This is a genomic window from Devosia sp. XGJD_8, from assembly GCF_046614475.1.
Taxonomy (GTDB): domain Bacteria; phylum Pseudomonadota; class Alphaproteobacteria; order Rhizobiales; family Devosiaceae; genus Devosia.
Window position 1 is genome coordinate 1,446,526 of sequence record NZ_JBKJHF010000001.1, and the last position, 22,871, is coordinate 1,469,396.

At 64.7% G+C, this 22,871-nt stretch carries 23 protein-coding genes; 15 read left to right on the top strand and 8 right to left on the bottom strand.

What is annotated here, in order from left to right; genetic code table 11:
- Position 1: 1 nt before the first annotated feature.
- Entirely contained in the window at positions 2–451 is a 450-nt protein-coding gene (locus tag ACLI1C_RS06780) for a universal stress protein (RefSeq protein WP_411396121.1), read from the bottom strand.
- A 114-nt stretch (positions 452–565) separates the two neighbouring features.
- On the opposite strand from ACLI1C_RS06780, the gene dusA reads away from it, so the two are divergent.
- Positions 566–1,588 carry a tRNA dihydrouridine(20/20a) synthase DusA gene (gene dusA / locus ACLI1C_RS06785; protein ID WP_411396122.1) on the top strand — a complete coding sequence of 341 codons (1,023 nt, stop codon included), beginning with the start codon at positions 566–568 and terminating at the stop codon, positions 1,586–1,588.
- A gap of 10 nt (positions 1,589–1,598) precedes the next feature.
- Here dusA and ACLI1C_RS06790 read toward each other — a convergent pair whose 3' ends face one another.
- Complete coding sequence (locus tag ACLI1C_RS06790) at positions 1,599–2,285, bottom strand: TIGR02281 family clan AA aspartic protease (protein WP_411396123.1); 687 nt, start codon at positions 2,283–2,285, stop codon at positions 1,599–1,601.
- Positions 2,286–2,400: 115 nt separating this feature from the next.
- The gene (locus ACLI1C_RS06795) at positions 2,401–3,165 is read right to left on the bottom strand and encodes an adenosylcobinamide-GDP ribazoletransferase (protein ID WP_411396124.1); all 765 of its coding nucleotides are present in this window, start codon (positions 3,163–3,165) and stop codon (positions 2,401–2,403) included.
- A gap of 130 nt (positions 3,166–3,295) precedes the next feature.
- Here ACLI1C_RS06795 and cobT point away from each other — a divergent pair, with 130 nt between their 5' ends.
- From cobT to ACLI1C_RS06810, 3 genes are read left to right on the top strand one after another with little or no spacing between them, the layout of a single operon-like run.
- Positions 3,296–4,318 carry a nicotinate-nucleotide--dimethylbenzimidazole phosphoribosyltransferase gene (cobT, locus tag ACLI1C_RS06800; RefSeq protein ID WP_411396125.1) on the top strand — a complete coding sequence of 341 codons (1,023 nt, stop codon included), beginning with the start codon at positions 3,296–3,298 and terminating at the stop codon, positions 4,316–4,318.
- A 44-nt stretch (positions 4,319–4,362) separates the two neighbouring features.
- The gene (locus ACLI1C_RS06805) at positions 4,363–4,653 is read left to right on the top strand and encodes a type II toxin-antitoxin system RelE/ParE family toxin (protein ID WP_411396126.1); all 291 of its coding nucleotides are present in this window, start codon (positions 4,363–4,365) and stop codon (positions 4,651–4,653) included.
- A gap of 8 nt (positions 4,654–4,661) precedes the next feature.
- Positions 4,662–4,970 carry a HigA family addiction module antitoxin gene (locus tag ACLI1C_RS06810; RefSeq protein WP_411396127.1) on the top strand — a complete coding sequence of 103 codons (309 nt, stop codon included), beginning with the start codon at positions 4,662–4,664 and terminating at the stop codon, positions 4,968–4,970.
- Here ACLI1C_RS06810 and ACLI1C_RS06815 read toward each other — a convergent pair.
- Positions 4,967–6,493, bottom strand: a complete 1,527-nt coding sequence (locus ACLI1C_RS06815; protein ID WP_411396128.1) for a sensor histidine kinase — start codon at positions 6,491–6,493, stop codon at positions 4,967–4,969. The two genes, ACLI1C_RS06810 and ACLI1C_RS06815, sit on opposite strands and share 4 nt — an antisense overlap.
- A 268-nt stretch (positions 6,494–6,761) precedes the next feature.
- Here ACLI1C_RS06815 and ACLI1C_RS06820 point away from each other — a divergent pair, with 268 nt between their 5' ends.
- From ACLI1C_RS06820 to ACLI1C_RS06830, 3 genes are all read left to right on the top strand, one after another.
- The gene (locus tag ACLI1C_RS06820) at positions 6,762–7,148 is read left to right on the top strand and encodes a thermonuclease family protein (protein ID WP_411396129.1); all 387 of its coding nucleotides are present in this window, start codon (positions 6,762–6,764) and stop codon (positions 7,146–7,148) included.
- A gap of 154 nt (positions 7,149–7,302) precedes the next feature.
- Entirely contained in the window at positions 7,303–7,782 is a 480-nt protein-coding gene (locus ACLI1C_RS06825) for an Lrp/AsnC family transcriptional regulator (protein ID WP_411398244.1), read from the top strand.
- Between the two features lies 1 nt (position 7,783).
- Positions 7,784–8,185, top strand: a complete 402-nt coding sequence (locus ACLI1C_RS06830) for a VOC family protein (protein WP_411396130.1) — start codon at positions 7,784–7,786, stop codon at positions 8,183–8,185.
- On the opposite strand, the gene moaA is transcribed toward ACLI1C_RS06830, so the two are convergent.
- Together moaA and ACLI1C_RS06840 are read right to left on the bottom strand one after the other, a co-directional pair.
- Positions 8,182–9,195 (bottom strand): GTP 3',8-cyclase MoaA, encoded by a 1,014-nt coding sequence (gene moaA, locus ACLI1C_RS06835; RefSeq protein ID WP_411396131.1) that lies wholly within the window; start codon positions 9,193–9,195, stop codon positions 8,182–8,184. The two genes, ACLI1C_RS06830 and moaA, sit on opposite strands and share 4 nt — an antisense overlap.
- 103 nt (positions 9,196–9,298) lie before the next feature.
- A complete protein-coding gene (locus tag ACLI1C_RS06840; protein ID WP_411396132.1) occupies positions 9,299–9,835 on the bottom strand; it encodes a L,D-transpeptidase in 537 nt (178 codons plus the stop codon).
- Positions 9,836–10,153: 318 nt separating this feature from the next.
- Here ACLI1C_RS06840 and rpiA point away from each other — a divergent pair, with 318 nt between their 5' ends.
- The 5 genes from rpiA to ACLI1C_RS06865 all read left to right on the top strand — a co-directional run bounded on the left by rpiA (position 10,154) and on the right by ACLI1C_RS06865 (position 16,921).
- Positions 10,154–10,852: a ribose-5-phosphate isomerase RpiA gene (gene rpiA / locus ACLI1C_RS06845; protein ID WP_411396133.1), complete on the top strand. Its 699-nt coding sequence runs from the start codon at positions 10,154–10,156 to the stop codon at positions 10,850–10,852.
- A gap of 29 nt (positions 10,853–10,881) precedes the next feature.
- A complete protein-coding gene (locus ACLI1C_RS06850) occupies positions 10,882–11,394 on the top strand; it encodes a DUF2059 domain-containing protein (RefSeq protein WP_411396134.1) in 513 nt (170 codons plus the stop codon).
- A 114-nt stretch (positions 11,395–11,508) separates the two neighbouring features.
- Positions 11,509–12,888 (top strand): glutathione-disulfide reductase, encoded by a 1,380-nt coding sequence (gene gorA, locus ACLI1C_RS06855; protein WP_411396135.1) that lies wholly within the window; start codon positions 11,509–11,511, stop codon positions 12,886–12,888.
- Positions 12,889–13,535: 647 nt separating this feature from the next.
- Positions 13,536–14,912 (top strand): class II 3-deoxy-7-phosphoheptulonate synthase, encoded by a 1,377-nt coding sequence (locus ACLI1C_RS06860; RefSeq protein ID WP_411396136.1) that lies wholly within the window; start codon positions 13,536–13,538, stop codon positions 14,910–14,912.
- 107 nt (positions 14,913–15,019) lie between these two features.
- Positions 15,020–16,921 (top strand): PAS domain-containing protein, encoded by a 1,902-nt coding sequence (locus tag ACLI1C_RS06865; protein WP_411396137.1) that lies wholly within the window; start codon positions 15,020–15,022, stop codon positions 16,919–16,921.
- 3 nt (positions 16,922–16,924) lie between these two features.
- On the opposite strand, the gene ACLI1C_RS06870 is transcribed toward ACLI1C_RS06865, so the two are convergent.
- Positions 16,925–17,350 carry a response regulator gene (locus ACLI1C_RS06870; protein ID WP_411396138.1) on the bottom strand — a complete coding sequence of 142 codons (426 nt, stop codon included), beginning with the start codon at positions 17,348–17,350 and terminating at the stop codon, positions 16,925–16,927.
- A 212-nt stretch (positions 17,351–17,562) separates the two neighbouring features.
- On the opposite strand from ACLI1C_RS06870, the gene ACLI1C_RS06875 reads away from it, so the two are divergent.
- The 3 genes from ACLI1C_RS06875 to gltX all read left to right on the top strand — a co-directional run bounded on the left by ACLI1C_RS06875 (position 17,563) and on the right by gltX (position 21,656).
- Positions 17,563–18,525 carry a hypothetical protein gene (locus tag ACLI1C_RS06875; RefSeq protein WP_411396139.1) on the top strand — a complete coding sequence of 321 codons (963 nt, stop codon included), beginning with the start codon at positions 17,563–17,565 and terminating at the stop codon, positions 18,523–18,525.
- Between the two features lie 129 nt (positions 18,526–18,654).
- On the top strand, positions 18,655–20,322 hold the full coding sequence (locus ACLI1C_RS06880) for an NAD+ synthase (protein ID WP_411396140.1): 1,668 nt from the start codon (positions 18,655–18,657) through the stop codon (positions 20,320–20,322).
- Positions 20,319–21,656, top strand: coding sequence for a glutamate--tRNA ligase (gene gltX / locus ACLI1C_RS06885; RefSeq protein WP_411396141.1), 1,338 nt, complete (start codon positions 20,319–20,321; stop codon positions 21,654–21,656). The genes ACLI1C_RS06880 and gltX overlap by 4 nt, the downstream gene beginning before the upstream one ends.
- On the opposite strand, the gene ACLI1C_RS06890 is transcribed toward gltX, so the two are convergent.
- Positions 21,601–22,689, bottom strand: a complete 1,089-nt coding sequence (locus tag ACLI1C_RS06890) for a DUF2865 domain-containing protein (RefSeq protein ID WP_411396142.1) — start codon at positions 22,687–22,689, stop codon at positions 21,601–21,603. The genes gltX and ACLI1C_RS06890 overlap by 56 nt on opposite strands.
- Positions 22,690–22,871 lie beyond the last annotated feature (182 nt).

Here is a 22,871-nt window from a genome sequence, read left to right on the forward strand (position 1 = left end):
TCTACTTGACCACCAGCACCGGAATGGTCGAACGCGCCAGCACTTCGGCGGCCTGACTGCCCAGCAGCAGGCGGCCGAGCCCGCGTCGACCATGCGAGCCCATCACGATCAGGTCCGCCCCTTGCGCCTTGGCCGTGTCCAGCAGGGCATCAGCCGCGACGCTCGATGGCACGTGGATCGGCTCGATGGTCAGCCCGTCCGCCTTGGCCAGGGCCTGCGCCTCGTCCAGCGTCGCCTTGGCGGAGCTGGCCTTGGCCGCTTCCAGTTCGGCAATGAGTTCGCCGGTATTGATGGCCATCATCTCGGCCCCGGGCGAGATCAGCACCGACGGCTCGGTGACCGTCACCACGAAGAGCCGCGCATGCGATTGCTTGGCCAGCGTCAGCGCATGACGCAATGCCTTGGTTGCCAGTTCTGACCCGTCAATGCCGACGACGATACGTGTATACATGGCCTGTCCCTCTCAGTTTTCAGGGCAAGCATATACCCACGGTGCATAGCGTCCATTGATCCAGATCACTTGCCGCGCATTGCCCCGCGCCCAATTCGCGATTATGGAAACGCCATGTTGCAGAGCCCGCGAAATGATGCCGACGCTGTGAAGCGCGCCCGCCGCTTCAGTGTTGCACCTATGATGGACTGGACGGACCGCCATTGCCGGTACCTCCACCGGCTGCTCACGCGCGAAGCTTTGCTGTTCACCGAAATGGTCACCAGCGCCGCCATCGTGCATGGCGATGCACAGCGCCATCTGCGCTTCGATCCGGTCGAACAGCCTGTTGCCCTGCAACTGGGTGGCTCCGATCCGGCCGAACTGGCCAAGGCCACGCGCTTGGCGCATGACGCCGGCTATGCCGAGATCAACCTCAATGTCGGCTGCCCGTCCGACCGCGTGCAGTCGGGCCGCTTCGGCGCCTGCCTGATGGCTGAGCCGGACCTGGTGGCCGAATGCGTCCGCGCCATGCGCGACGCCACCGACCGGCCGGTCACCGTCAAATGCCGCATCGGCATCGACGACCAGGACACCGAACAAAGCCTCGACCGTTTCGCCGACGCCATGGTGACGGCCGGTGTCGACGCGCTCTACGTCCATGCGCGCAAGGCCTGGCTCAAGGGCCTCAGCCCCAAGGAAAACCGCACCATTCCACCGCTGGATTATGATCGCGTGCATCGCCTGCGCGCGCGCCTGACCCCGTTGCCGGTGATGCTCAATGGTGGCCTCGAAACCCTCGAGGCCGCACAAGTGGAGATGGCCCATGTCGATGGCGTCATGCTCGGCCGTGCCGCCTATCACACCCCGATGCTGCTCGCCGAGGTCGATCGCCGCTTCTTCGGCGCCACCGCCGAGCCGGTAACGCTCGAGTCCATCATGCATGCCATGGCCGATTATGCCGATCGCGAAGCCGGGCAGGGCACCCGCCTCAACAATATCGCCCGCCACATGCTGGGTCTGGCCAATGGCCTGCCGGGCGCGCGCCAGTTCCGCCAGATTCTGAGCGTCGATGCCTGCCGGCCCGGCGCCGACTCTGCGGTGATGTTCCGTGCCCTCGAAGCCGTCAACCGCCCGCGTCTGGCTGAGGCAGGCTGACCGCGCTGCCTCAGTCCACCAGCTCGAGCGAATTCTGCGTGACGCTGTAGCGGGTCAGCGTTTCGAGGAAGGTCATGCCGAGCAGGCTTATGTCGAGCGCATCCTGTTCGGTCACGAAGGCCGCCACGCCCTCGCGGGCAATGCCGCCCACCTCGATCCGCTCCAGCCGCACCCGCGCCGCCCGGCCGGTGCCATTGGCAGTGGAGACCGGAATGGTGAAGCGCAGCCCGTCGGTATCGATGCCCGCCGCTTCCGCATCGGCAATGGTCAGCACCACCGCGCTGGCGCCCGTATCGAAGATCATCGGCGTCGTATGCCCATTGACCGTGGTGTTGATCTCGAAATGCCCGCCCATGCCGCGGCGGAAGGTGGCGATCCCCTGTTCGGCATCCACCATGGCGACGCCTGGCCGCAGTTCGCCGGCAACCCGTCCGGCCATGCCGGTCAGTTCGTCGCGATAGGCATAGGTCACGGCCGCCACGCCGAAAATGCCGATCCACAGCAGCACGCTGCCCACCAGCTCCGACGCCTTGCGCCGCCGGGTGAACAGTCCACCGGCAAACACGATGAGGATGACCAGAAGGGGGATGAGCTGCGCCGTTTGCGCCTGCGTCAGCCCGACGAGGCTCCCCGCGTCCCCGCTGATGAGCAGCGCAATGCCCACCGCGATCAACAGCGCAATGCCGATAAAGATCATGCTCGCGCCTCTGCCCGGTTTGCGGTTCTCATCAGAACGATAAAGTCATCCCCTGCGGTATTTTCAACCCTGCGGAGACAATAACGACCCGGCGAGGCCATCGCTCCATCGGACCTCACACAAATGGCAGCAGTGCGGCGAGCACCGCCACTTCCACCAGTGCCACCAGCGCCCCGATCAGGTCGCCCGTCTGCCCGCCCACCAGCCGCTTGCAGAGGGCGGCCCACCCCGTCATCACGATCACGGCCAGCATCACCGCGACCACCAGGGCAAACATGCTCGTCGCTGGCCCTGCCAGCAGGAACAGCAGCAGCGCGGCGAACACTGCCCCGACGGCAAAATTCCGCGCCGGCAACTGCCCCGCCGTCGCCGCCGCGCCATCGCGCCGCGCCGGCGGCAGCGCCACCGCCACCCACAGTGCGCCCGACCGCCCGACAATGCTCGCCGCCAGCCAGATGCTCCCCGCCGCCAGCGGATTGACCGCGGCGATGGCCCCCAGCGCCGTCACCCGCAGCAGGATGAACAGGCACAGCGCCGCCACCCCATAGGTGCCGTGCCGGCTGTCCTTCATGATGTCGAGCCGCCGCTCGATGTTGTGCCCGCCAAACAGCCCGTCGGCCGCATCGGCCAGCGCATCCTCGGCCATGGCGCCGCTCGCCAGCACCATGGCTGCGACCGCCAGTGCCGCCGCGAAATAGCTCGGCAGCCCGGCCAGTGCCCCGCCGACCAGCAGCAAGGCGGGCCCGATGCCGATGGCCACGCTCGCCAGCGGCAGGGCCATGGCGATGCGCCCCAGATTGGGTGTCTGGTGTGGTGAACTGCCCGTGGGCAGCCGCGAGAAGAACCGCAGCGCCATGATGAAATCGGCCCGCAGGCCCATGTGGTCAACAGCCCCGCGGGGGCTGCTGGGCTCACCAGCTTCCAGATTTGGTTGGTCGGCGTTCAATTGCTTTTCGCCCTGCAATCGGCAACAAGTCCGTCCTTCCTAACCCGAACCATCGCGACTCGCCATGCCCACGCTCAGCCCCGCCTACGCCGACGTCATCGAGCTTCTGACCATTGCGCCCGATGGCGACGAGGCCGCCGTCGCGGCGGTCCGCGCCCATGACGCGCAGCTGACCAAGCCGCCCGGTTCGCTCGGCGCGCTCGAGGGGCTGGTGGAGTTTCTGGCGCGCTGGCAGGGCAGGGCGAGCCCCCGGCTCGACAATCCCATGGTCACCATCTTTGCCGGCAATCACGGCGTGACCGATCAGGGCGTTTCGAGCTTCCCGCGCGAAGTGACCGCCCAGATGGTGGCCAATTTCACCAATGGCGGCGCCGCCATCTCCCAGATTTGCGCGCTGCATGAAATCAACCTGCGCGTGTTCGAACTGGCGCTGGAATTGCCGACGGGCGACATCACCCTCGAGCCCGCGCTCGACGACAAGATGTGCGCCGCCACCATCGCCTATGGCATGGAAGCGATTGCCGGCAAGCCGGACCTGATCTGCATCGGCGAAATGGGCATCGGCAACACCACCGTCGCCGCCGCCATCTATGCCGCCCTCTATGGCGGAACCGGCGCCGAATGGGTCGGTCGCGGCACCGGCGTCGATGATGCCGGCCTCGCCCGCAAGGCCGATGCGGTCGATCGCGCTCTGGCCCGCCACGCCGGCGAACTCGATCATCCGCTGGCCGTCCTGGCCCGCGTCGGTGGCCGCGAGATCGCCGCCATGCTGGGCGCCCTCATCGCCGCCCGCCACCAGAAGGTCCCGGTGATCGTCGATGGCTTCGTCGCTACCAGCGCCGCCGCCATCGCCCATGCGGTCAATCCCGCATCGATCGACCACTGCCTCTTTGCTCACACCTCAGCCGAATCCAGCCACGCCCGCGCGCTCGCCGCCATGGGTCAGAAGGGGCTGCTCGATCTGGGCATGCGTCTGGGCGAGGGGAGCGGCGCGGCCCTGGCCGCCGTGCTGGCCAAGACGGCCCTGCACCTGCACCACAACATGGCCACCTTCGAAAGCGCCGCCGTTAGCGGCAAACAGGGATAATTGCAAATTGTACCATAGGGTGGTACAATGGTTCATGGTGAAGCATGATCGGCAGTTTTCGGGATGAATGGCTAAGAGCATTCTTCGTCGACGATGCGAGGACGGGGCGCATTCCACCGGACTTGGAAAGGCGATTATTTCGAAAGTTGCAGATGTTGGACGACGCCGTTTCCGAGCAGGACCTGCGCGTACCACCAAGTAATCACCTCGAAAAACTGCGGGGCCATCTGGACGGGTGGCATTCGATAAGGGTCAATCAGCGTTGGCGACTTGTTTTCCGCTGGATCGATGGTGAGATTATGCAGCTCTATCTCGATGATCACAGCTATAGGTGAGATGGACCATGTTGCAGACCGTACGTAAGCCCGTAACTGTCGGCGAGATCCTGAGGGAAGAGTTCCTTGGCCCGATGGGGCTGACCCAGGGTGCACTGGCCGACGCCATGGGCGTGCAGCGCAAGCACGTCAACGAGCTCTGCAACGACCGGAGAAGCGTCACCGCGCCAACGGCACTCATCCTTGCGCGGGTCTTCGGCACGACGGCCGACTTTTGGCTCAATATTCAGCGCCGTACCGACCTCTGGATGGCGATGAACGACCCGCAGGAGCGCGAGCGCATCGACCGCGCTCATCCTCTCAATACGGCCGCCTAGCCCGCCTGGGAATAGATCTCGAGGCGGTTCTTCTTCTCGACCACCGGCGCCAGCGCGTCCATCACCCGGGCACGCGGGAAGGTGGCGATGACTTCGGTACCGAAGCGCAGCTTGCTGAACAGGTCGAACCGGCCCTGATGCAGCTCCATGATCTTCTGCACGATGGGCAAGCCGAGGCCCGCGCCCTGCTCAGCCGTCTTCTGGGCCAACGACCCCTGTCCGAATGAGGACAGAACCGTCGCGATCTCGTCCTCGGGAATGCCGGGCCCATTGTCCTTGACTGAAACCATCTGCCCGCCATCGGCGCTGCGGGTCACCACCAGCGTGACCTTGCCATGCTGCGGCGTGAACTTGATGGCATTGCTGAGCAGGTTGAGCACGACTTGGCGAATGGCACGCTCGTCGCCCCACAGCCGGGGCAGGTTGTTGCCCACATTGAACACCAGGTCGATGCCCTTGGCCTTGGCGCGCAGCTCCATCATGCGGCGGCAGTCCTCGGCGATGTCGACCAGCGACACCACTTCCTCGTTCAATTCATACTTGCCTGCCTCGATGCGGCTGAGATCGAGCAATTCGTTGATCAGGTTCAGCAGATGCTGGCCGCTGGCATGGATATCCCCGGCATATTCCTTGTACTGCGGCACCTGGTGGGGCCCCAGCAGCTCCGATTTCAGCACTTCGGAAAAGCCGATAATGGCGTTGAGCGGCGTGCGCAGCTCGTGGCTCATCGTGGCGAGGAACTGCGATTTGGCGATATTGGCCTGTTCGGCATGTCGGCGCGCTTCTTCGGACATCTGCCGCGCTTCTTCGAGTTCGCTGATCAGCGCGTCCTTTTCCGACTGGTGCGAAATGGTCTCGAGCTCGGTGCTGTGCATCTGCCGCGCCAGGTAGACGAAGAAGATCTCGCCGCAGATGGCCACGGCGGCCAGCGTGTAGTTGAGCGTGCCGCCCAGCATGATGAGATTGCCCGATACCGTTACCGTCACCGGCAGCGTGCTCATCACCGTGGCAAGCGGCAGCGTATGGGTCGCGACCGCATTGGCGGCAACGCTGACCAGCACCATGGCGAACATGACGGGAGTCAGGCTCCCTGGATCGGCCACCAGTGTGAACAGCGCCAGCAGCGACCAGGAAAGGCCATAGATCGTTTCGGCGACGACAAAGCTGGTCGTCCATTGTGCGGCGCTGAATTTGGCCTGTTCGGTATTCCTGAAGCGCTGCGCCATCAGCACGACGATCAACAGGCTCAGGATCACCATTCCCGCCCAGAGCGAGGCGAAAACCACCGGCACCCAGAAGCTCGCGACGATGGAGAGAATGGCCACGATGGCGGCAATCGGCAGCGCGGCATCGAGCCGCGACTGCGCATAGTCCCGCATCAGTTCAAAATCGTAGTCGGCGCGGGTGCCCGAACTGGAGGTGAGACGCTGGCGCGCGTCCAGCACGGTCTTCTGTGCAGCGCGCTTGCCGTCGCGTCCCATCTGCGAACGGACGTCATCGATGACAGCCGACTGGGACACCATGAACTCGTTACTCGTTACTATATAATGCGAACAGAAACGGTGTTCGCTACGCTACGATGCAACACTAGCGACCGCGTAGTTAACGGTCGGTGAAATCCGGGGTCGGCAACTGTATCGCTTTTCTCTCTTCCGCGGTCCGCGCGGTGCCGTCCTGGCAATCGTCATTCTGGCCGGCGCCGGGCTGCTCGCCGCGCTGCTCGATCAGCCCCCGCCGCCAGTAGCGGGGCAGGCGAGGGTCAGCGATGGCGACAGCCTCCGGCTGGGCGACGTGCGGGTCCGCCTGCTGGGCCTCGATGCGCCTGAACTGGCTCAGGATTGCGATGCGGCAGACGGCCGGTCCTGGCCCTGCGGCCGCGCGGCACGCGATCGCCTCGCGGCACTGCTGGCCGCCGGCGCCGTCGATTGCCGGCCCGAAGATACCGATCAATATGGACGCCTCCTCGCCACCTGCACGGTCGCCGGCCAGGATCTTGGCGCCGTCATGGTGTCGGAGGGGCTGGCCATTTCCTCTGGTCGCTACTGGACCGAGGAGGCGGCTGCGCGCCAGCGCGGTGCGGGCATCTGGGCCGGTGGTTTCGACACGCCTCGTGACTGGCGCGACGACCATGCCCGCCCGCAGGGCGCCTTCGGCTGGCTGCCGGTTTTCTGGCCCTAGCCTCCCGCTCGGTTAATACATCGTGGACAGCATGCAACCACTTGGATGGCGCAAGATTATTGCTAATCTCGCCCGGATGTGGCAGTTAACCCGCCGATTTGGGGCTGGTTTTCGGGCGTAATTAGAAATCTGATTTCGCGGGGGTGGTATGGCTTTGGACAAGATCGACAGGAAGATACTGACGCTGCTGCAAAAGGATGCGACCATGCCTGTGGCCGAGATCGGTCGCAAGGTTGGCTTGTCCACCACGCCCTGCTGGCGCCGCATCCAGAAGATGGAAGAAGATGGCGTCATCCAGCGCCGCGTCGCCGTGCTTGATCCGGCCAAGGTCAATGTTGGCGTCACCGTCTTCGTCTCGGTCAAGACCAACGAACACAACGACACCTGGATGCGCAAGTTTTCCGGTGTCATCGATGAGTTTCCCGAAGTGGTCGAGTTCTACCGCATGAGCGGGGAAGTCGATTACCTGATGCGCGTCGTGGTGCCCGATATCGGCGCCTATGACTCCTTCTACAAAAAGCTCATCAGCCGCATCAACCTGACCGATGTGAGCTCCGCCTTCGCCATGGGCCAGATCAAATACACCACTGCCTTGCCGCTCGATTTTGCCATCGTCGTGGATGATGACAAGTAACATGGCCATAGCACTCGAACACGTCGGCATGACCTGCGGAAATATCGCGCGGACCATCGCTTTTTACTGCGACCTTCTCGGGCTGAAGCTCATCCTGCGCAAAGGCGACGAGCGCGGCGAATACATCTTTCTCGATACCGGCAATGGCATGCTGGAAATTGCCTGCCCGGTGGCCGACGTCGCCCGCTCGCGCGACGTGCCGCCGCACGAGGCGGGCATGCGCCACCTGACCTTTGCCGTCGACAGCGTGGACGACGTTTTCGCCACGCTCGAAGCTGCCGGCGTCCCGGTGATCGAGCGCCCGCGTCCGGCATTCTTCACCGAAGTGCTCCAGCGCGTCGCCTTCGTCCGCGATCCGGACGGAATTCTCGTGGAACTGGTCGAGCGCGCCCCCGGCCGCTAGCCGCCCGTCACGCTCATATGCCGGCCCAGGGCCGGTTCCGGCCTGGTCCGGTCGATGACGAAGTCATGCCCCTTGGGCTTGATCAGCATGGCCTGGTCCAGAGCCGCATCCAGCGCCACCGGGCCGCCCTCGCGCAGGGCGTCGCGCAGGTTGACCTGGTCGTCCTGCCCCAGGCAGAGGAAGAGCTGCCCCGTCGCCGTCAGCCGGACCCGGTTGCAGCTTTCGCAGAAATTGTGGCTCATCGGTGTGATGAAGCCCAGCACGCCGCCCGTCTCGGCCACATGCACATAGCGGGCAGGGCCCCCCGTACGCTTGTCGAGCTTGGTCAGCGTATAGCGCCGCGCCAGGGTATCATGCAGTTCGCGCAGCGGCAGGTAGCTGTCCACGCGGTCAATGCCCACTTCGCCCAGCGGCATGCCCTCGATCAGCGTCAGCCCCATGCCGCGCCCATGCGCCCAGGCCATCATCGGCTCGATTTCGTCGTCATTGACGCCGCGCATCGCCACCATGTTGATCTTGATGGCGAGGCCCGCCGCCTGCGCCGCATCTATGCCCGCCAGGACGTCATCCAGCCGCCCACGTCGCGTGATGGCCGCAAAGCGCTCCGCGTCCAGCGTATCCAGCGATACATTGAGCCGCCGCACACCCGCCTCGGCCAGTCCCTGCGCGTGCCGGCGCAGCTGGCTGCCATTGGTGGTGAGCGTCAGCTCATCCAGCCCATGCCCGATCTTGGCCCCCAGCGTTGCCACCAGGTCCATGATATCCCGCCGCACCAGCGGCTCGCCGCCGGTCAGCCGGATCCGCGTCGTCCCCCGCGCGATGAACGCTCCCGCGATCGCCTCGATTTCCTCAAAGCGCAGCACGTCCTTCTTGGGCAGGAAGGTCATGTCCTCGGCCATGCAATAGACGCAGCGGAAGTCGCAGCGGTCCGTCACCGAAATGCGCAGATAGGACACATGCCGCCCATAGCGGTCGACAAGCGGGCGAACAGGAGGCGTGGCAGTGGTCATGCTGCAAATCTACAGCCTGTTGCGCCACGTTCAAAGCCGCCACAAAGAAAAAGGACCGCCTTTTTGGCGGTCCTTCTGGCAATTTCTGCGGAACCCTGGGGTCTTAGTGGTTGACGACGATGGTCGCGCCAACCTGGACGCGCTCGTAAAGGTCGGCCACGTCGTCATTGGTGAGGCGGATGCAGCCCGAGGACACGGCCTGGCCGATCGACCAGGGTTCGGACGTGCCATGCACGCGATAGAGCGTCGAGCCGATATAGAGCGCACGGGCGCCGAGCGGATTGTCCGGGCCACCGGGCATGAAGGCCGGCAGGTCGGGGACGCGCTTGCGCATCTGCGGCGGCGGGGTCCAGCCGGGCCACTCGGCCTTGCGGGTGATCCGGTGGGTGCCTGACCAGGTGAACCCGTCGCGGCCGACGCCGACGCCATACTTCATCGCCTTGCCGTCTTCGAGCACCAGGTACAGCCGGCGCTCACCGGTCTCGATCACGATGGTACCCGGCTTGTGGCGGGTCTCGTAGCTCACGATTTCCTTGCGGATGGGGCTGCCGGAGCGTGGGCGGGCACGTGTTGCCAGCTCGCTGGAGTCAACCCAGCTGGCGCTGTTGGGGTCATATACCAGCGCTGCGGTCGCAGGCATGACGCTGGTCGCCGACAAGAGTATCGACAGCCCGATTGCTATCGCTGACTTGATATTGAACATCTGACGACTGTGGCCTCTGAAATAGAACGGATACTCGATTCGCCCGCCCCAAGAATTGCGGTTGCTTACGCGTTTTGTGATAGTGCGAAAAGAGGCGCTTGCCCCAAATTCGCCACACCCGCCCCACCTTCGCCAATATGTGTTGCCAGCAAGTTACAGTGTCCATTCACCAATCCGTGATCTCCCCCTTTTGGCGGCATTGACTCAGGGCCTGTCGCCTGCAATTGCCACCATGCAAAACACCGCGAGGCGACGATGAGCGAGCAATTGAAACGCCAGGCTGCGGCCATGGCCCTGGCCGGCATCAAGCCCGGCATGCGGCTTGGCCTCGGCACCGGCTCCACGGCGCGCCACTTCGTCGATCTGCTCGGCCAGCAGGTCGCCGCGGGCTTTGAATGCCTCTGCGTCCCCACTTCCGAGGCGACGGCACAGCAGGCCCGCTCGCTCAACATTCCCCTCTCCGATCTCGAAACCCTCGATCGTCTGGACGTCACGGTCGATGGCGCCGACGAGATCGATCCTCAGCTCAACCTCATCAAGGGTGCCGGTGGCGCCCTCCTGCGCGAGAAGATCGTCGCGGCCGCCTCCGACGCGATGATCGTCATCGCCGATGGCTCCAAGCTGGTGCAAACCCTGGGCCGCTTCCCCCTGCCCATCGAGATCAACCTCTTCGGCCGGGGCGCCACGCGCCGCGCCATTGCCGACGTCATGGCCCGCCACGACGCGGAGGGCGAACTGCGTCTGCGCGAGACCGCGCCCGGCTCGCCCTACATGACAGATGGTGGACACCTGATCCTGGATGCTTTTTTTGGCCGCATTTCGCGACCAGAAGCGCTATCGCGCGACTTGCTCGATATCGCCGGGGTAGTGCAGCACGGGCTGTTCCTCAAAATGTGCAAGACGGCTTATGTGGCGACGGCAGATGGCGTAGAAACGCTTTCGGCTGGGAACTGATGGATCGAGACAAGATGGGTATTTCAACGATGACCGGTATTATGATGCGCGCCAAGGCGCTGGTAGCGGTGGCGCTGAGCGTCGCTTTTGTCACCCTCTCCCTGCCGGCCATGGCCCAGGAAGTGCCGCCCGAGCAGCTGGCTTTGGCCCGCAAGTATATCGAGCTGACCGACCGCGCCGCGGTGTATGAAATTACCCTCGTCGAAATTGGCCTCGGCACCATGCGCCAGATCGTGCAGCAGAATCCCGAACTCGTCGATGAGACCGACGAAGCCATCGGCAAGGTCCTCGAGGAATATCGCGATCGCAAGGGCGAGCTGCTCGACCAGTTTGCCCGCATCTATGCGGTGCGCTTCACCGTCGAGGAATTGCAGGAAATTGTGGCCTTCTACGATTCGCCGACCGGCCAGAAGCTGGCCCAGGCCAATACGGAAGTGAACAACGACGTTCAGGCCGTGTTGCAGGTCTTCACCAACAACACCCGCCCCGAATTCTTCGCCAAGGTGCGTGCCGAGTTGCGCGCCAAGGGCTTCGAGGTCTAGCATTCGGCGCCAATTGCATGGCAGCTATCGGACCCCGCCTTGTGCGGGGTCTTTTTTTGTGCGAAGCGCCAACCTACATCCATCGTCGAATGACGATAAATACAGGGGACGTCCATGACCGGCAGCTATGATCTCGTTGTTATCGGTGCCGGCTCCGGTGGCGTGCGCGCCGCCCGCATGGCCGCCACCTATGGCGCCAGGGTTGCCATCATCGAGGAGTTCCGCGTCGGTGGCACCTGCGTGATCCGCGGCTGCGTCCCCAAGAAGCTCTATGTCTATGCCAGCCGCTTCAACGAGCTGTTCGATGTCGCCGCCAGCTTCGGCTGGCAGGTCGATGCCTCCTTCGATTGGCCCACCCTTGTGGCCAACAAGGAAAAGGAGATCACCCGGCTCGAGCACGCCTACACCGCCAATCTCGAAAAGCCTGGCGTCGAGATCATCAAGGACCGCGCCGTCGTCACCGGTCCCAATTCCGTACATCTGGTCGGGCAGGACCGCGACCTGGACGCCCGCTACATCCTCGTCGCCACCGGTGGCCATCCCTATATCCCGCCCATCCCCGGCGCCGAACTGGCCATCACCTCCAACGAGGCCTTCGACCTGCCGGCCCTGCCGCATTCGATCCTGATCGAGGGCGGCGGCTATATCGCGGTGGAATTCGCCACCATCTTTGCCGGCCTGGGCGTCAACACCACCATCGTCTATCGCGGCGATTGCATCCTGCGAAGCTTCGATGACGACATGCGGCGCGGGCTTGAGGCCGGCCTCATCGACCGCGGCATCAAGCTGATCTACCAGACCACGATCAAGTCGCTGACGCGGGCAGGGGACGACATTTCCGCCACCTTCAGCGATGGCGTCACCGCCCCCTATGGCGCCGTGATGTTCGCCACCGGCCGCGCGGCCAATACCGGCGGCCTCGGTCTCGAGGCGGCGGGCGTCAAGCTGCATTCCAATGGCGCCGTCATGGTCGATGCCTTCTCGCAGTCCTCCGTGCCCTCCATCTATGCCGTCGGCGACGTCACCGGTCGCGCCGCGCTGACGCCCGTTGCCATTCGCGAGGGCTGGTATTTCGCCGAGACGGTGTTCAACAACAATCCGCTGGCCGTCGACCACTCGCAGATCCCCACCGCGGTCTTCTCCGAACCCGAAATCGGCGTCATCGGCCTCACCGAAGGCGAGGCCGCCACCCATGGCGATATCGACGTCTATCTCGCCCGCTTCCGCCCGATGATGAACACGCTTTCCAGCCGCACCGAGCGGATGATCCTCAAGCTCATCACCGAAAAGGACGGCGGCAAGGTGCTGGGCTGCCACATCCTGGGGCCGGGCGCCGCCGAGATGATCCAGCTCGTCGCCATCCCCATGGGCATGGGCGCCAGCAAGGCCGATTTCGACCGCGCCATGGCCCTCCACCCCTCCGCCGCCGAGGAGCTGGTGACCTTCAAGGCCCCCAGCTACACATACCGCGACGGCAAGAAGATCGGCGGCTGACGCCTGATCCCTTGCGTCTTGCGCCTCCCGGCCCACAGATCGTCACCCTCGGGCTTGACCCGAGGCTCTTCACTTTCCGATCGTGAGATAAGTGCGGTCCCCTCCGGTCAGGCCCGAGGGTGACGGCCGGATTTGTTGGGCTTTTCAGGTTCGGACAAAAACTTATCCCCCTCCGCCTGACCTGCTGCATAATCACCTCATCTACCCGCCAGAGCGCGATCATGACGAGTGATGAGCGGGCCAGACTGCCGGGGAGCATGGGTCGCCAGGCTCCCGCATGTATGCTGACCACCGGCCTCGCGCCGTCCCGCAGGGCAAGGCCATGCGAGCTCCGCTCGAATGGCACGAACCTCCAGGCGGAACGGAAGCGATAAAATCCGAAAGGGCGGCCGCTCGATGCGTGTGTGAAAAATCCCGGCGTGATGGCGAGGCGTCTGTCTCACTATCCAAAACTAACCTTCGAGGCAGTCGCCTCGCCATCACGGCTCACTCGGTGAGCAGGACCAGGCCACACGACAACCGCGCTGCAGGCGGCGCTTGCGCATGCCTGCTGCGACCAATGTCGCCCCCGATTATCCTTGGCACCGCGCTCCAGCCTTGGTATTCCGCCCCCAGCAGCAAGTAACCCCGCGTGAGCGAGACCGAAGATGACCACCTGGACCCCCGATAGCTGGCGTGCCAAGCCGATTTCCCAGGTGCCGGCCTATCCCGACGCCGCCGCGCTTGCCGAGGCCGAGCGCCAGCTGGCCACCTTTCCGCCGCTGGTCTTTGCCGGAGAGGCCCGCGACCTCAAGGCGCGCCTGGCGGCCGTCGCCCGCGGCGAGGCCTTCCTGCTCCAGGGCGGCGACTGCGCCGAGAGCTTTGCCGAACACGGCGCCGACCACATTCGCGATTTCTTCCGCGTCTTCCTGCAGATGGCGGTCGTTCTGACCCATGGCGCATCCAAGCCCGTGGTCAAGGTTGGCCGCGTTGCCGGCCAGTTCGCCAAGCCGCGCTCCTCCGACACCGAAACCATTGATGGCGTCGAACTGCCCTCCTATCGCGGCGACATCATCAACGACATCGCCTTTACCGAAAAGTCGCGCGTCCCCGATCCCGACCGCATGCTGCAGGCCTACCGCCAGTCCGCCGCCACGCTGAACCTGCTGCGCGCCTTCTCCATGGGCGGCTATGCCGAACTGACCCGCATCCATGAATGGACCGTGGGCTTCATGAAGGGCTCCAACTGGTATCCGCGCTACGAGGAAGTGGCGCGCAAGATCGATGACGCCATCACCTTCATGGGCGCGCTTGGCCTCAATCCCGACAATACGCCGGCTTTGCGCCAGACCAGCTTCTTCACCAGCCACGAAGCCCTGCTGCTCGGCTACGAGGAAGCGCTGACCCGCCGCGACTCCATCACCAATGACTGGTACGCCACGTCCGGCCACATGCTGTGGATCGGTGACCGCACCCGCCAGCCCGATGCCGCCCATGTCGAATATTTCGCCGGCATCAAGAATCCCATCGGCGTCAAATGCGGCCCCACCCTGAGCAATGACGATCTGCTGCGCCTGCTCGACCGGCTCAACCCGACCGACGAGGCCGGCCGCATCACGCTCATTGCCCGCTTCGGCTCCGACAAGGTCCACGATCACCTGCCGCGCCTCATCGAGACTGTGCAGAAGGCCGGACGCACCGTCGTCTGGTGTTCCGACCCGATGCACGGCAACACCATCAAGGCCTCCACCGGTTTCAAGACGCGTCCCTTCGACCGCGTCCTGTCCGAAGTGAAGTCCTTCTTCGAAATTCACCGCGAGATGGGCACCTATGCCGGTGGCGTGCATATCGAGATGACCGGCGATGACGTAACCGAATGCGTCGGCGGCGTTTCCGCGGTCACCGAGGCGTCGCTGTCCGATCGCTACAACACCTATTGCGACCCCCGTCTCAACGCCAGCCAGGCCTTGGAACTGGCCTTCCTCGTCGCCGAGGAAGTGCACGCCCAGAAGCCCCCCCGTCAGCGCCTGGCTGCCGGCGAATAATCCCGCCTACCCGTTGAACCGTCTCCGGGCTCGCCGCGTTGCACACTCAACGCGCGGCCTTTTATATTGCGTCGGTTCCTGCCCCTGTCGTTCCATGAAAGCCGCGCATGCCAAGATCACTGTTTCCTGCCGCCACCCCTGAGGCGCGCGCTCGCCTTGAGCAGGATCCAACGCTCAAGCTGATCAATGATTTCGACTGGTCGGGGAACCCTCTCGGTCCCATTCCGGGCTGGCCAGAAAGCCTCAAGGGCGCGGTGCGCGTCATGATGGCGGCGTCCACTCCCATGACCATGCTGATCGGGGACGATGGCATTCTCGTCTACAACAACGCCTATGCCGAGTTCGCCGGCGGCCGGCACCCCCAGATTTTCGGTCAGCCGGCTCTCGAAGCCTGGCCCGAAGCGGCCGATTTCAATCGCGACAAGATCGACCGCGGCCTGCGCGGCCTCACCACGACCCTGCGCAATCAGGAGCTGATGCTCAATCGCCATGGCCAGATGGAGCCAGTCTGGCTCGAGCTGCACTACAGTCCCGTGCTGGGAGAGGATGGCCTCCCGCTGGGCTCGCTTGCCGTGGTCCATGACATCACCGACCGGGTCCTGGCCGAAAAGGCGCTGGCCCGCAGCGAGGAGCGGCTTTCCCTCGCCCTGAGCGGGTCGAGCCTTGTCGGCACCTGGGACTGGAACGTGACGGACAATATCGTCACCTCCGACGACAAGTTCGCCGCCATGTACAACGTCGATCCGCTGCGCGCCGGCCTCGGCCTGCCGATCGAAGCATTCCTGCAGGCGATCCATCCCAATGATCGTGATCGCGTCGGTGAGGAAATCGCCAAGGCCCTCGCCGATGGCTCGTCGCTGCAGTCCGAATACCGCCTGCTGGCTCCCGATGGCGAGACACGCTGGGTCGTGGCTTCCGGCCGGGCGCGGCTCGATGCCGAGGGCAAGGCGGTGCGCCTGCCCGGCGTGGTGGTCGATGTCACCGAGCAGCGCCGCATTTCCGAGGCGCTGGCAGAAAGCGAACTGCGCTTCCGCACGCTCGCCGACACCATGCCGCAAATGGTCTGGTCGACCCTGCCGGATGGCTTTCACGACTACTACAATGCCCGCTGGTATGAGTTCACCGGCGTGCCGGTCGGCTCCACCGATGGTGAAGGCTGGAACAACATGTTCCACCCCGACGATCAGGAGCGCGCCCGCAAGGTCTGGCACCACTCGCTGGCCACCGGCGAACCCTACAATATCGAATATCGTCTGCGCCACCACAGCGGCAAATACCGCTGGACGCTGGGCCTCGCTCTCCCCATTCGCGATGCGGCCGGCCAGATCGTGCGCTGGTTCGGCACCTGCACCGACATTCACGAAACAAAGCTCGTGGCCGAGGAGCGTGAACTGGTCGCGCAGGAGCTCAGCCACCGCATCAAGAATATCTTCGCCGTGCTGACCAGCATCATCAGCCTCTCCGCGCGCGGCCGCCCCGAGGTCAAGACCTTCGCCGACGAGCTGCGCCAGCGCATCTACGCGCTGGGCGAGGCGCACGATTTCGTCCGCCCGCACAGCCACGTCTCCCAACCGCCGGAAAACCAGGGTTCGCTGAAATCGCTGATCAGCCGCCTGATGCAGCCTTACCGCCAGGACGGGGCCGAACGGGTCATCTTCCTCGGCGAAGACACCGAGATCGATGATGGCGCCGCCACCCCTCTCGCCCTGCTGTTCCACGAATTGGGCACCAACGCGGCCAAGTATGGCGCATTGTCGGTCGATGGGGGCAGGGTGGAACTCACCGGCCGCCGCGACGGCGAACACTACCACCTGTCATGGAAGGAGCTTGCGGGCCCCTTCATTGGCGGCGATGCGGAGCTCGCGGGCTTCGGCTCGCGCCTGATCAGCCTCAGCATCGAGGGTCAGTTGCGCGGCAAGCTGGAACGGAAGTGGGAAGCGGATGGCCTGCGCGTCGAGATCGATCTGCCCGTCGACGCGCTGCGCCGTTCGGCGCGCCTGCACAAGTAGGCCTTAGCTGGCCGAAGTGGCGGCGCCGGCCCAGTTGAACAGTTTCAGCCGGTGCGGCGGGGTCGCCTCGGCGGCGTCGCGCCGCGCCACGGCATAGGCCACGGCCGCCCGCAATTCGCGGTCAGTCACCGGTTTGGGCAGCACGCCCACGGTGCCCGGCACGCCATCGCCGAGCTGGGATGGATTGGCGGTCATGAACAGCACGGTCACGCCATGCGTCTGCGCCAGGATCTGGCCGATGGTGATGCCGGTGGGGCCGTCCTGCAGGTTGAGATCGACCAGCGCGACATCGGCATGCGACGCCAGCGCCAGGGCTGTCTGTGCGTCCGGCGCGATGCCGATCGGGGTGAAGCCCATCTCTTCGATGACATGTTCGATCTCGGCAGCGACGAAAATCTCGTCTTCGACCACCAATATTTTGCGCGTCATAATAAGAACTCTTCTGCAAACTAGCCCTTGGGCAACTCCCCCACACCGCTCAGGGTTGCCACCGCCGATGCATATTCCTGCATTGGCCGTTCAACTTTGCTCCAGCCGGGTTACCAAAACCCCAAATAGCGTTGCTGTGAGGCACTTAGCGGAACCTTAACCCTAATGGAGCATAAATTTTTGCGACAATAGGACGCCCCCGGGAGGTTTCGATGAAGCGCACCATTCCAGCCGCCGCCGCAATTCTGGCGATCTGCGCCGCCGTCCCGGCTTTGGCCGCCGACTATCCCGAACTGCGCCCTGCCTATGTCGAGGGCTGGGAAGCCGGCGAGGACGATATCCGCTTCGAATTCGGCACGGCCTACTGGTACTCCTGGGGCGGACGCGATGCCGGCTTCACCGGCACGGCGCCGTTGGGCAACATCGCCGTCACCTCCCGCGACCAGACCCATATCGGCGAACTGCACGGCAAGATCGAGGATCTGTCCACCCAGAGCTACGTGGCCGGCCGCGCCGGCCTCGGCCTGCACACCACCGGCACCTACGCCATTACCCCCGCAGGCAGCGGCGCCATCGGCAACTCCTCGCGCATCGGCTATGCCGGCGCCGATTTCGGCTGGCTCCCGGCCGGCAGCATGACCGAGGGCTACGCCTTCGGTGGGCTGGTCGGCTACCACTATTGGAAGGACGCGCCCACCATCGGCACCGGCCAATACGCCACCAGCTTCGCCGCCGGTGTGCCGACCAGCATGGGAGAGGCCCGCAATGAACTCGACATCCATGCACTGCGCCTGGGCGTCAAGGGTACCGCCAGCTTCGACATGTTCGACATCCAGGGCGAGCTTGCCGGCGTTCCCTACGCCCATGTGTCCGGCGTCCTCGGCGGCAGCTCGCCCGGCGGCTACAATTTCGGCGGTACGGTCTACAACGAAAACGCCCCGACCACCTTCTCCGGCCGCGGCTATGGCGTCATGACCGAGGCCATGATTGGCTTCCACCCCACCGAAAACCTCACCCTGCGGCTCGGCGGCCGCGCCTGGTATCTCGAGAGCACGCTCGATGCCGTCTTCAACGGCACCTCCGCCGGCGGCGCACAGCCCGCCCAGACCATGCCCTCCACCTATGCCTCGCTCTTCCGCTATGGCCTGCGCGCCGAACTGACCGGTCGCTTCTGAAACGCCGCTGGCGAAAATGCCGCCCGCCCCACCATGAAAGCTGCGCTTGAATGGCTTGGGGGAGGGGGGTATGGCAGGGCTGGTAGATTTACCGCCCGTCCTGCCCACGATCCCAGTTAGGCCATTCCCGTGACAGACCGCCTCCGAATTGCGCTTGCCCAGCTCAATCCCAAGGTCGGAGACCTGGTGGGCAATCTGGCCATGGCGCGCGCCGCACTTGCCGATGCCGTGGCCGCCAAGGCCGACATCCTGATGCTGTCCGAGCTCTTCCTCACCGGCTATTTCCCGGATGATTTGCTGTTCAAGCCAAAGTTCGTCGCCGACGCCATGCAGGCAGCCCACGATCTGGTGGCGGACACCAGTGGCACCGACGTCGTCCTGATCCTGCCCACCGTCTGGCGCGAAAAGACCGGCCTGCACAATGCCGTTCTGGTGGCCGAGAATGGCAGGATCATCGCCACCCGCTTCAAGCGCGAATTGCCCAATACCGACGTCTTCTACGAAAAGCGCTATTTCACCGCCGGCCCGCCGCCCGAGCCGGTGCTGATCAAGGGCGTGCCTGTCGGCATCCCGATCTGCGAAGACATCTGGCACCCATCGGTCTGCGAGCACCTCGCCATGCGCGGCGCCGAGATCATGCTGTGCCCCAATGGCTCGCCCTACTGGACCGACAAGCAGCATATCCGCAAGGAACTGGTGCGGGCCCGCGTCGCCGAAGACGATGTCCCCATGCTCTATCTCAACCAGGTCGGCGGCCAGGACGAACTGGTCTTCGACGGCGCCTCCTTCGGCATCGAGCCGGGCAACCGGCTGGTCTTCCAGGGCAAGTCCTTTGCCAATGACTTCATCACCTCCGACTGGGTCCGGGGCGACAATGGCTGGACCTGCGAGCAGGGTGCGGTCACCGAGCTGACCACCACCGATGAAGCCCCCTGGCTGGCCTGCGTGCTCGGCCTGCGCGACTATGTCCACAAGAATGGCTTCAAGCAGGTCGTGCTGGGCCTCTCCGGCGGCATCGACAGCGCCGTTGTCGCCGCCATGGCGGTGGATGCCTTCGGCCCTGAAAACGTCCACTGCATCATGCTGCCCTATCGCTACACCTCCGAGGCCAGCCTCAAGGACGCCAGGGACTGCGCGGAGCGCCTGGGCGTCCGCTACGACATCGTCTCCATCGGCAACCCGGTCGATGATGCGCTGGCCGAACTGGCCCCCATCTTCGACAATCGCGTCCCCGATCTGGCCGAGGAAAACATCCAGTCCCGCATGCGCGGTGTCGTGCTCATGGCCGTTTCCAACAAGCTCGGCTCCATGCTGCTGACCACCGGCAACAAGTCGGAAATGGGCGTTGGCTACGCCACCATCTATGGCGACATGAATGGCGGCTACAATCCGCTCAAGGACATGTTCAAGATGGAGGTCTATCGCCTCGCCGCCTGGCGCAACAGCCATGTGCCGGGCGACTGCAGGGGCCCCGCCGGCGAGGTCATTCCCCAGGCCATCATCGCCAAGGCGCCCAGCGCAGAACTGCGCCCCAACCAGACCGACCAGGACAGCCTGCCGCCCTATCCTGTCCTCGATACCATCCTGGGCGCTCTGGTCGAGGATGAGATGTCGATCGCCGACATCGTCGCCAAGGGCTACGATCAGGCGCTGGTCGAGCGCATCGAGCGTCTGCTCAATATCGCCGAATACAAGCGCCGCCAGTCTGCCCCCGGTCCCAAGCTCACGCCCAAGGCCTTTGGCCTCGGCCGCAAGTACCCGATCACCAATGGCTACAAGGATCGGACCATCGGATGACCAGCCCCGATACTATCGTTCGCTGGGCGCCGTCTCCCACGGGCCGCATCCATCTCGGCAATGCCCGCCCGGCGTTGCTCAACTGGTTCTATGCCCGCCGCCATGGCGGCCGCTACATCCTGCGCATGGACGATACCGACCAGGCCCGTTCGACCCGCGAATTCGCCGACGGCATCGAGGTCGATCTCGCCTGGCTGGGCATCACGCCGGACCTGCTGGTCCGCCAGTCCGAGCGCACCGCGCTCTATGATGCCGCCCGCGACCGGCTGATCGCCGCCGGCCGGCTCTATCCCTGCTACGAGACCGAAGATGAGCTCGACCGCCGCCGCAAGCGCGCCCGTGCCCTCAACAAGCCGCCGATCTACGATCGGGCCGCGTTGAAACTCACCGATGAAGACCGCGCCCGGCTCGAGGCCGAGGGCCGCAAGCCGCATTGGCGCTTCCGGCTCGATGGCCGCCCGGTCCATTTCGACGATCTCATCAAGGGCCCGCAGACCGTCAACACCGCCTCCATGTCCGATCCGGTTCTGGTGCGCGAAGACGGCTCCTATCTCTATACGCTGCCCTCCGTGGTCGATGACGTCGACCTGGCCATCACTCATGTGATCCGCGGCGAAGACCACGTCTCCAATACCGGCACCCAGATCGAGATATTCGAGGCCCTGGGTGGCGCCGTCCCCGTCTTCGGGCACCATAATCTGCTCACCGACGCCGAAGGGCAGGGCTTCTCCAAGCGCCTCGGTTCGGAGTCGATCGCCGATTTCCGCGCCGCCGGCTATGAGCCCATGGCCGTCGCCATCATGGCCAGCATCACCGGCACCAGCCTGCCGATCGAGACCTACGAAACCCTCGACGAGATCGCAAATCGCCTCGATTTCTCGATGATTTCACACGGCTCCGCCCGCTTCGATCCGGTCGAACTCGACGGCCTCAATGCCCGCCTGCTGCATGCCATGCCCTATGAGGCCGCCCAGCCCCGCCTCTCCAGCCTCGGTCTCGAGGGCGAGGCACTGTGGCTGCTGCTGCGCGACAATCTTCACAAGTTCAACGACATCGCCGACCTGGCAAGGCTGGTGACCGGCCCCGTCGAGTCCATTGTCGCCGACGAAGATCGCGATTTCCTCGCTCTGGCCAAGGCCCTGCTACCGCCCGAACCCTGGGATCAGACCACTTGGTCGCACTGGACCGATGCGCTCAAATCCGCCACCGGCCGCAAGGGCAAGGCGCTGTTCCTGCCGCTGCGCCTGGCCATGACCGGGCGCCACGATGGGCCGGAGCTTAAGTCCCTGCTCCCGCTGGTCGGGCGTAAGGCGTGTCTGGACCGACTACCCTGACGACCTTGTCGCCAAACTGCACCAGCCGCATTTCGGTCTCCGCCGCGGCCTGAACCGGGCGCGTGACCGGGGTCTCGCCGGGGCCGGCAGGACGACGGCGGGGCAGGGGGATGTCCACCAGCGTGGCCGTCTCGAGCGGCGCCACGGTCGCCTGCACCGGTGCCTGTCCACGCGGATCGCGCAGCGGCAGCGGGAAGCTGACGCCAGCCACTTCGATCATCATGCGCGTCGAGCCATCACTCCCCGTCGCCACGCTCATCGTGCCATCGGACTGCGGCGCTACCTTGCAGCTGGCGCTGACGCTGGTGTCCAGCTCGTCGCGATAGCGGAACGCGGTGGGCAGCGCCGAATAGGGCTCGCCGAACAGGTTCCGCATCTGCTCGGGCTCCTGGCCCGGATTGTCGTACATGTAGAGTTCTACGGGCGTTGTCGGACAGCTCGCCTCGCATTGCATGGCGTCATTGCTGGCATAGTCGGGCAGGGTGGCATAGCTGATCGGCCAGAAATAGCCGTCGCTGAGCCGCACGCAGACGGTGCGCACCGTCTGGTAGCCCTGGTAGCCCCAATAGTCGCCGCCATCCACCATCTGCCCGTCGGTGAAGTCGCCTTCCGACGTGGTGCCGAAGATTCGGTCGAACACCGACTGCCGCTCATTGGTGAAGGTGGCGCTGGAGCCGCGGTTCTCGCCGCAGCCGAAGCGCGCCATTTCCTGCAGGATCGCCTCGCGCTGGCCGGCGACGGCATTGGCCGTCTCCACCTGGCGCGACACATCCGCGGCAACCTCGCGCAGCCGCAGCACTTCGCGCCCGATCTGCTGGCACTGGTTGGTCAGCGTGCGCCCGGCCTTGGCGTCGTCATTGCATCCGTCGCGGACATAGCGGCTTTCCATGGCCTGCACATCCCGTGCCGCCTGGCGCGCTGCCTGGGAATTGCCCCCCATTTGCCGGAACTCGGCATTGCTGTCGAACTGCCGCAGGGCATTGTCCAGCTGGGCGCATTGTGCCGCCTGGGCATAGGCGGTGTTCACGTCCATGATCAGGCAGATCGCCGCCAGCACAGATAGTATAAGGGCGCGTCCGCCGTTCCTGCCCAAGCCTGTCCTCGAATCCATTGCCGGCGCCCAGCGCCCTTTGCGGTCCTTAAAGAGAAGGTCAGGACCATTGGCAACACTATAGTGGCTGAGCCGTTGCCGTGGTAGCGCTGCAAGGCCACACA

Coding starts and splice junctions, on each gene's coding strand:
- ACLI1C_RS06780 (WP_411396121.1), bottom strand. CDS start 451: ATGTATACACGTATCGTCGTCGGCATTGACGGGTCAGAACTGGCAACC.
- dusA (WP_411396122.1), top strand. CDS start 566: ATGTTGCAGAGCCCGCGAAATGATGCCGACGCTGTGAAGCGCGCCCGC.
- ACLI1C_RS06790 (WP_411396123.1), bottom strand. CDS start 2,285: ATGATCTTTATCGGCATTGCGCTGTTGATCGCGGTGGGCATTGCGCTG.
- ACLI1C_RS06795 (WP_411396124.1), bottom strand. CDS start 3,165: ATGGGCCTGCGGGCCGATTTCATCATGGCGCTGCGGTTCTTCTCGCGG.
- cobT (WP_411396125.1), top strand. CDS start 3,296: ATGCCCACGCTCAGCCCCGCCTACGCCGACGTCATCGAGCTTCTGACC.
- ACLI1C_RS06805 (WP_411396126.1), top strand. CDS start 4,363: ATGATCGGCAGTTTTCGGGATGAATGGCTAAGAGCATTCTTCGTCGAC.
- ACLI1C_RS06810 (WP_411396127.1), top strand. CDS start 4,662: ATGTTGCAGACCGTACGTAAGCCCGTAACTGTCGGCGAGATCCTGAGG.
- ACLI1C_RS06815 (WP_411396128.1), bottom strand. CDS start 6,493: ATGGTGTCCCAGTCGGCTGTCATCGATGACGTCCGTTCGCAGATGGGA.
- ACLI1C_RS06830 (WP_411396130.1), top strand. CDS start 7,784: ATGGCCATAGCACTCGAACACGTCGGCATGACCTGCGGAAATATCGCG.
- moaA (WP_411396131.1), bottom strand. CDS start 9,195: ATGACCACTGCCACGCCTCCTGTTCGCCCGCTTGTCGACCGCTATGGG.
- ACLI1C_RS06840 (WP_411396132.1), bottom strand. CDS start 9,835: ATGCCTGCGACCGCAGCGCTGGTATATGACCCCAACAGCGCCAGCTGG.
- rpiA (WP_411396133.1), top strand. CDS start 10,154: ATGAGCGAGCAATTGAAACGCCAGGCTGCGGCCATGGCCCTGGCCGGC.
- ACLI1C_RS06850 (WP_411396134.1), top strand. CDS start 10,882: ATGACCGGTATTATGATGCGCGCCAAGGCGCTGGTAGCGGTGGCGCTG.
- gorA (WP_411396135.1), top strand. CDS start 11,509: ATGACCGGCAGCTATGATCTCGTTGTTATCGGTGCCGGCTCCGGTGGC.
- ACLI1C_RS06860 (WP_411396136.1), top strand. CDS start 13,536: ATGACCACCTGGACCCCCGATAGCTGGCGTGCCAAGCCGATTTCCCAG.
- ACLI1C_RS06865 (WP_411396137.1), top strand. CDS start 15,020: ATGCCAAGATCACTGTTTCCTGCCGCCACCCCTGAGGCGCGCGCTCGC.
- ACLI1C_RS06870 (WP_411396138.1), bottom strand. CDS start 17,350: ATGACGCGCAAAATATTGGTGGTCGAAGACGAGATTTTCGTCGCTGCC.
- ACLI1C_RS06875 (WP_411396139.1), top strand. CDS start 17,563: ATGAAGCGCACCATTCCAGCCGCCGCCGCAATTCTGGCGATCTGCGCC.
- gltX (WP_411396141.1), top strand. CDS start 20,319: ATGACCAGCCCCGATACTATCGTTCGCTGGGCGCCGTCTCCCACGGGC.
- ACLI1C_RS06890 (WP_411396142.1), bottom strand. CDS start 22,689: ATGGACGTGAACACCGCCTATGCCCAGGCGGCACAATGCGCCCAGCTG.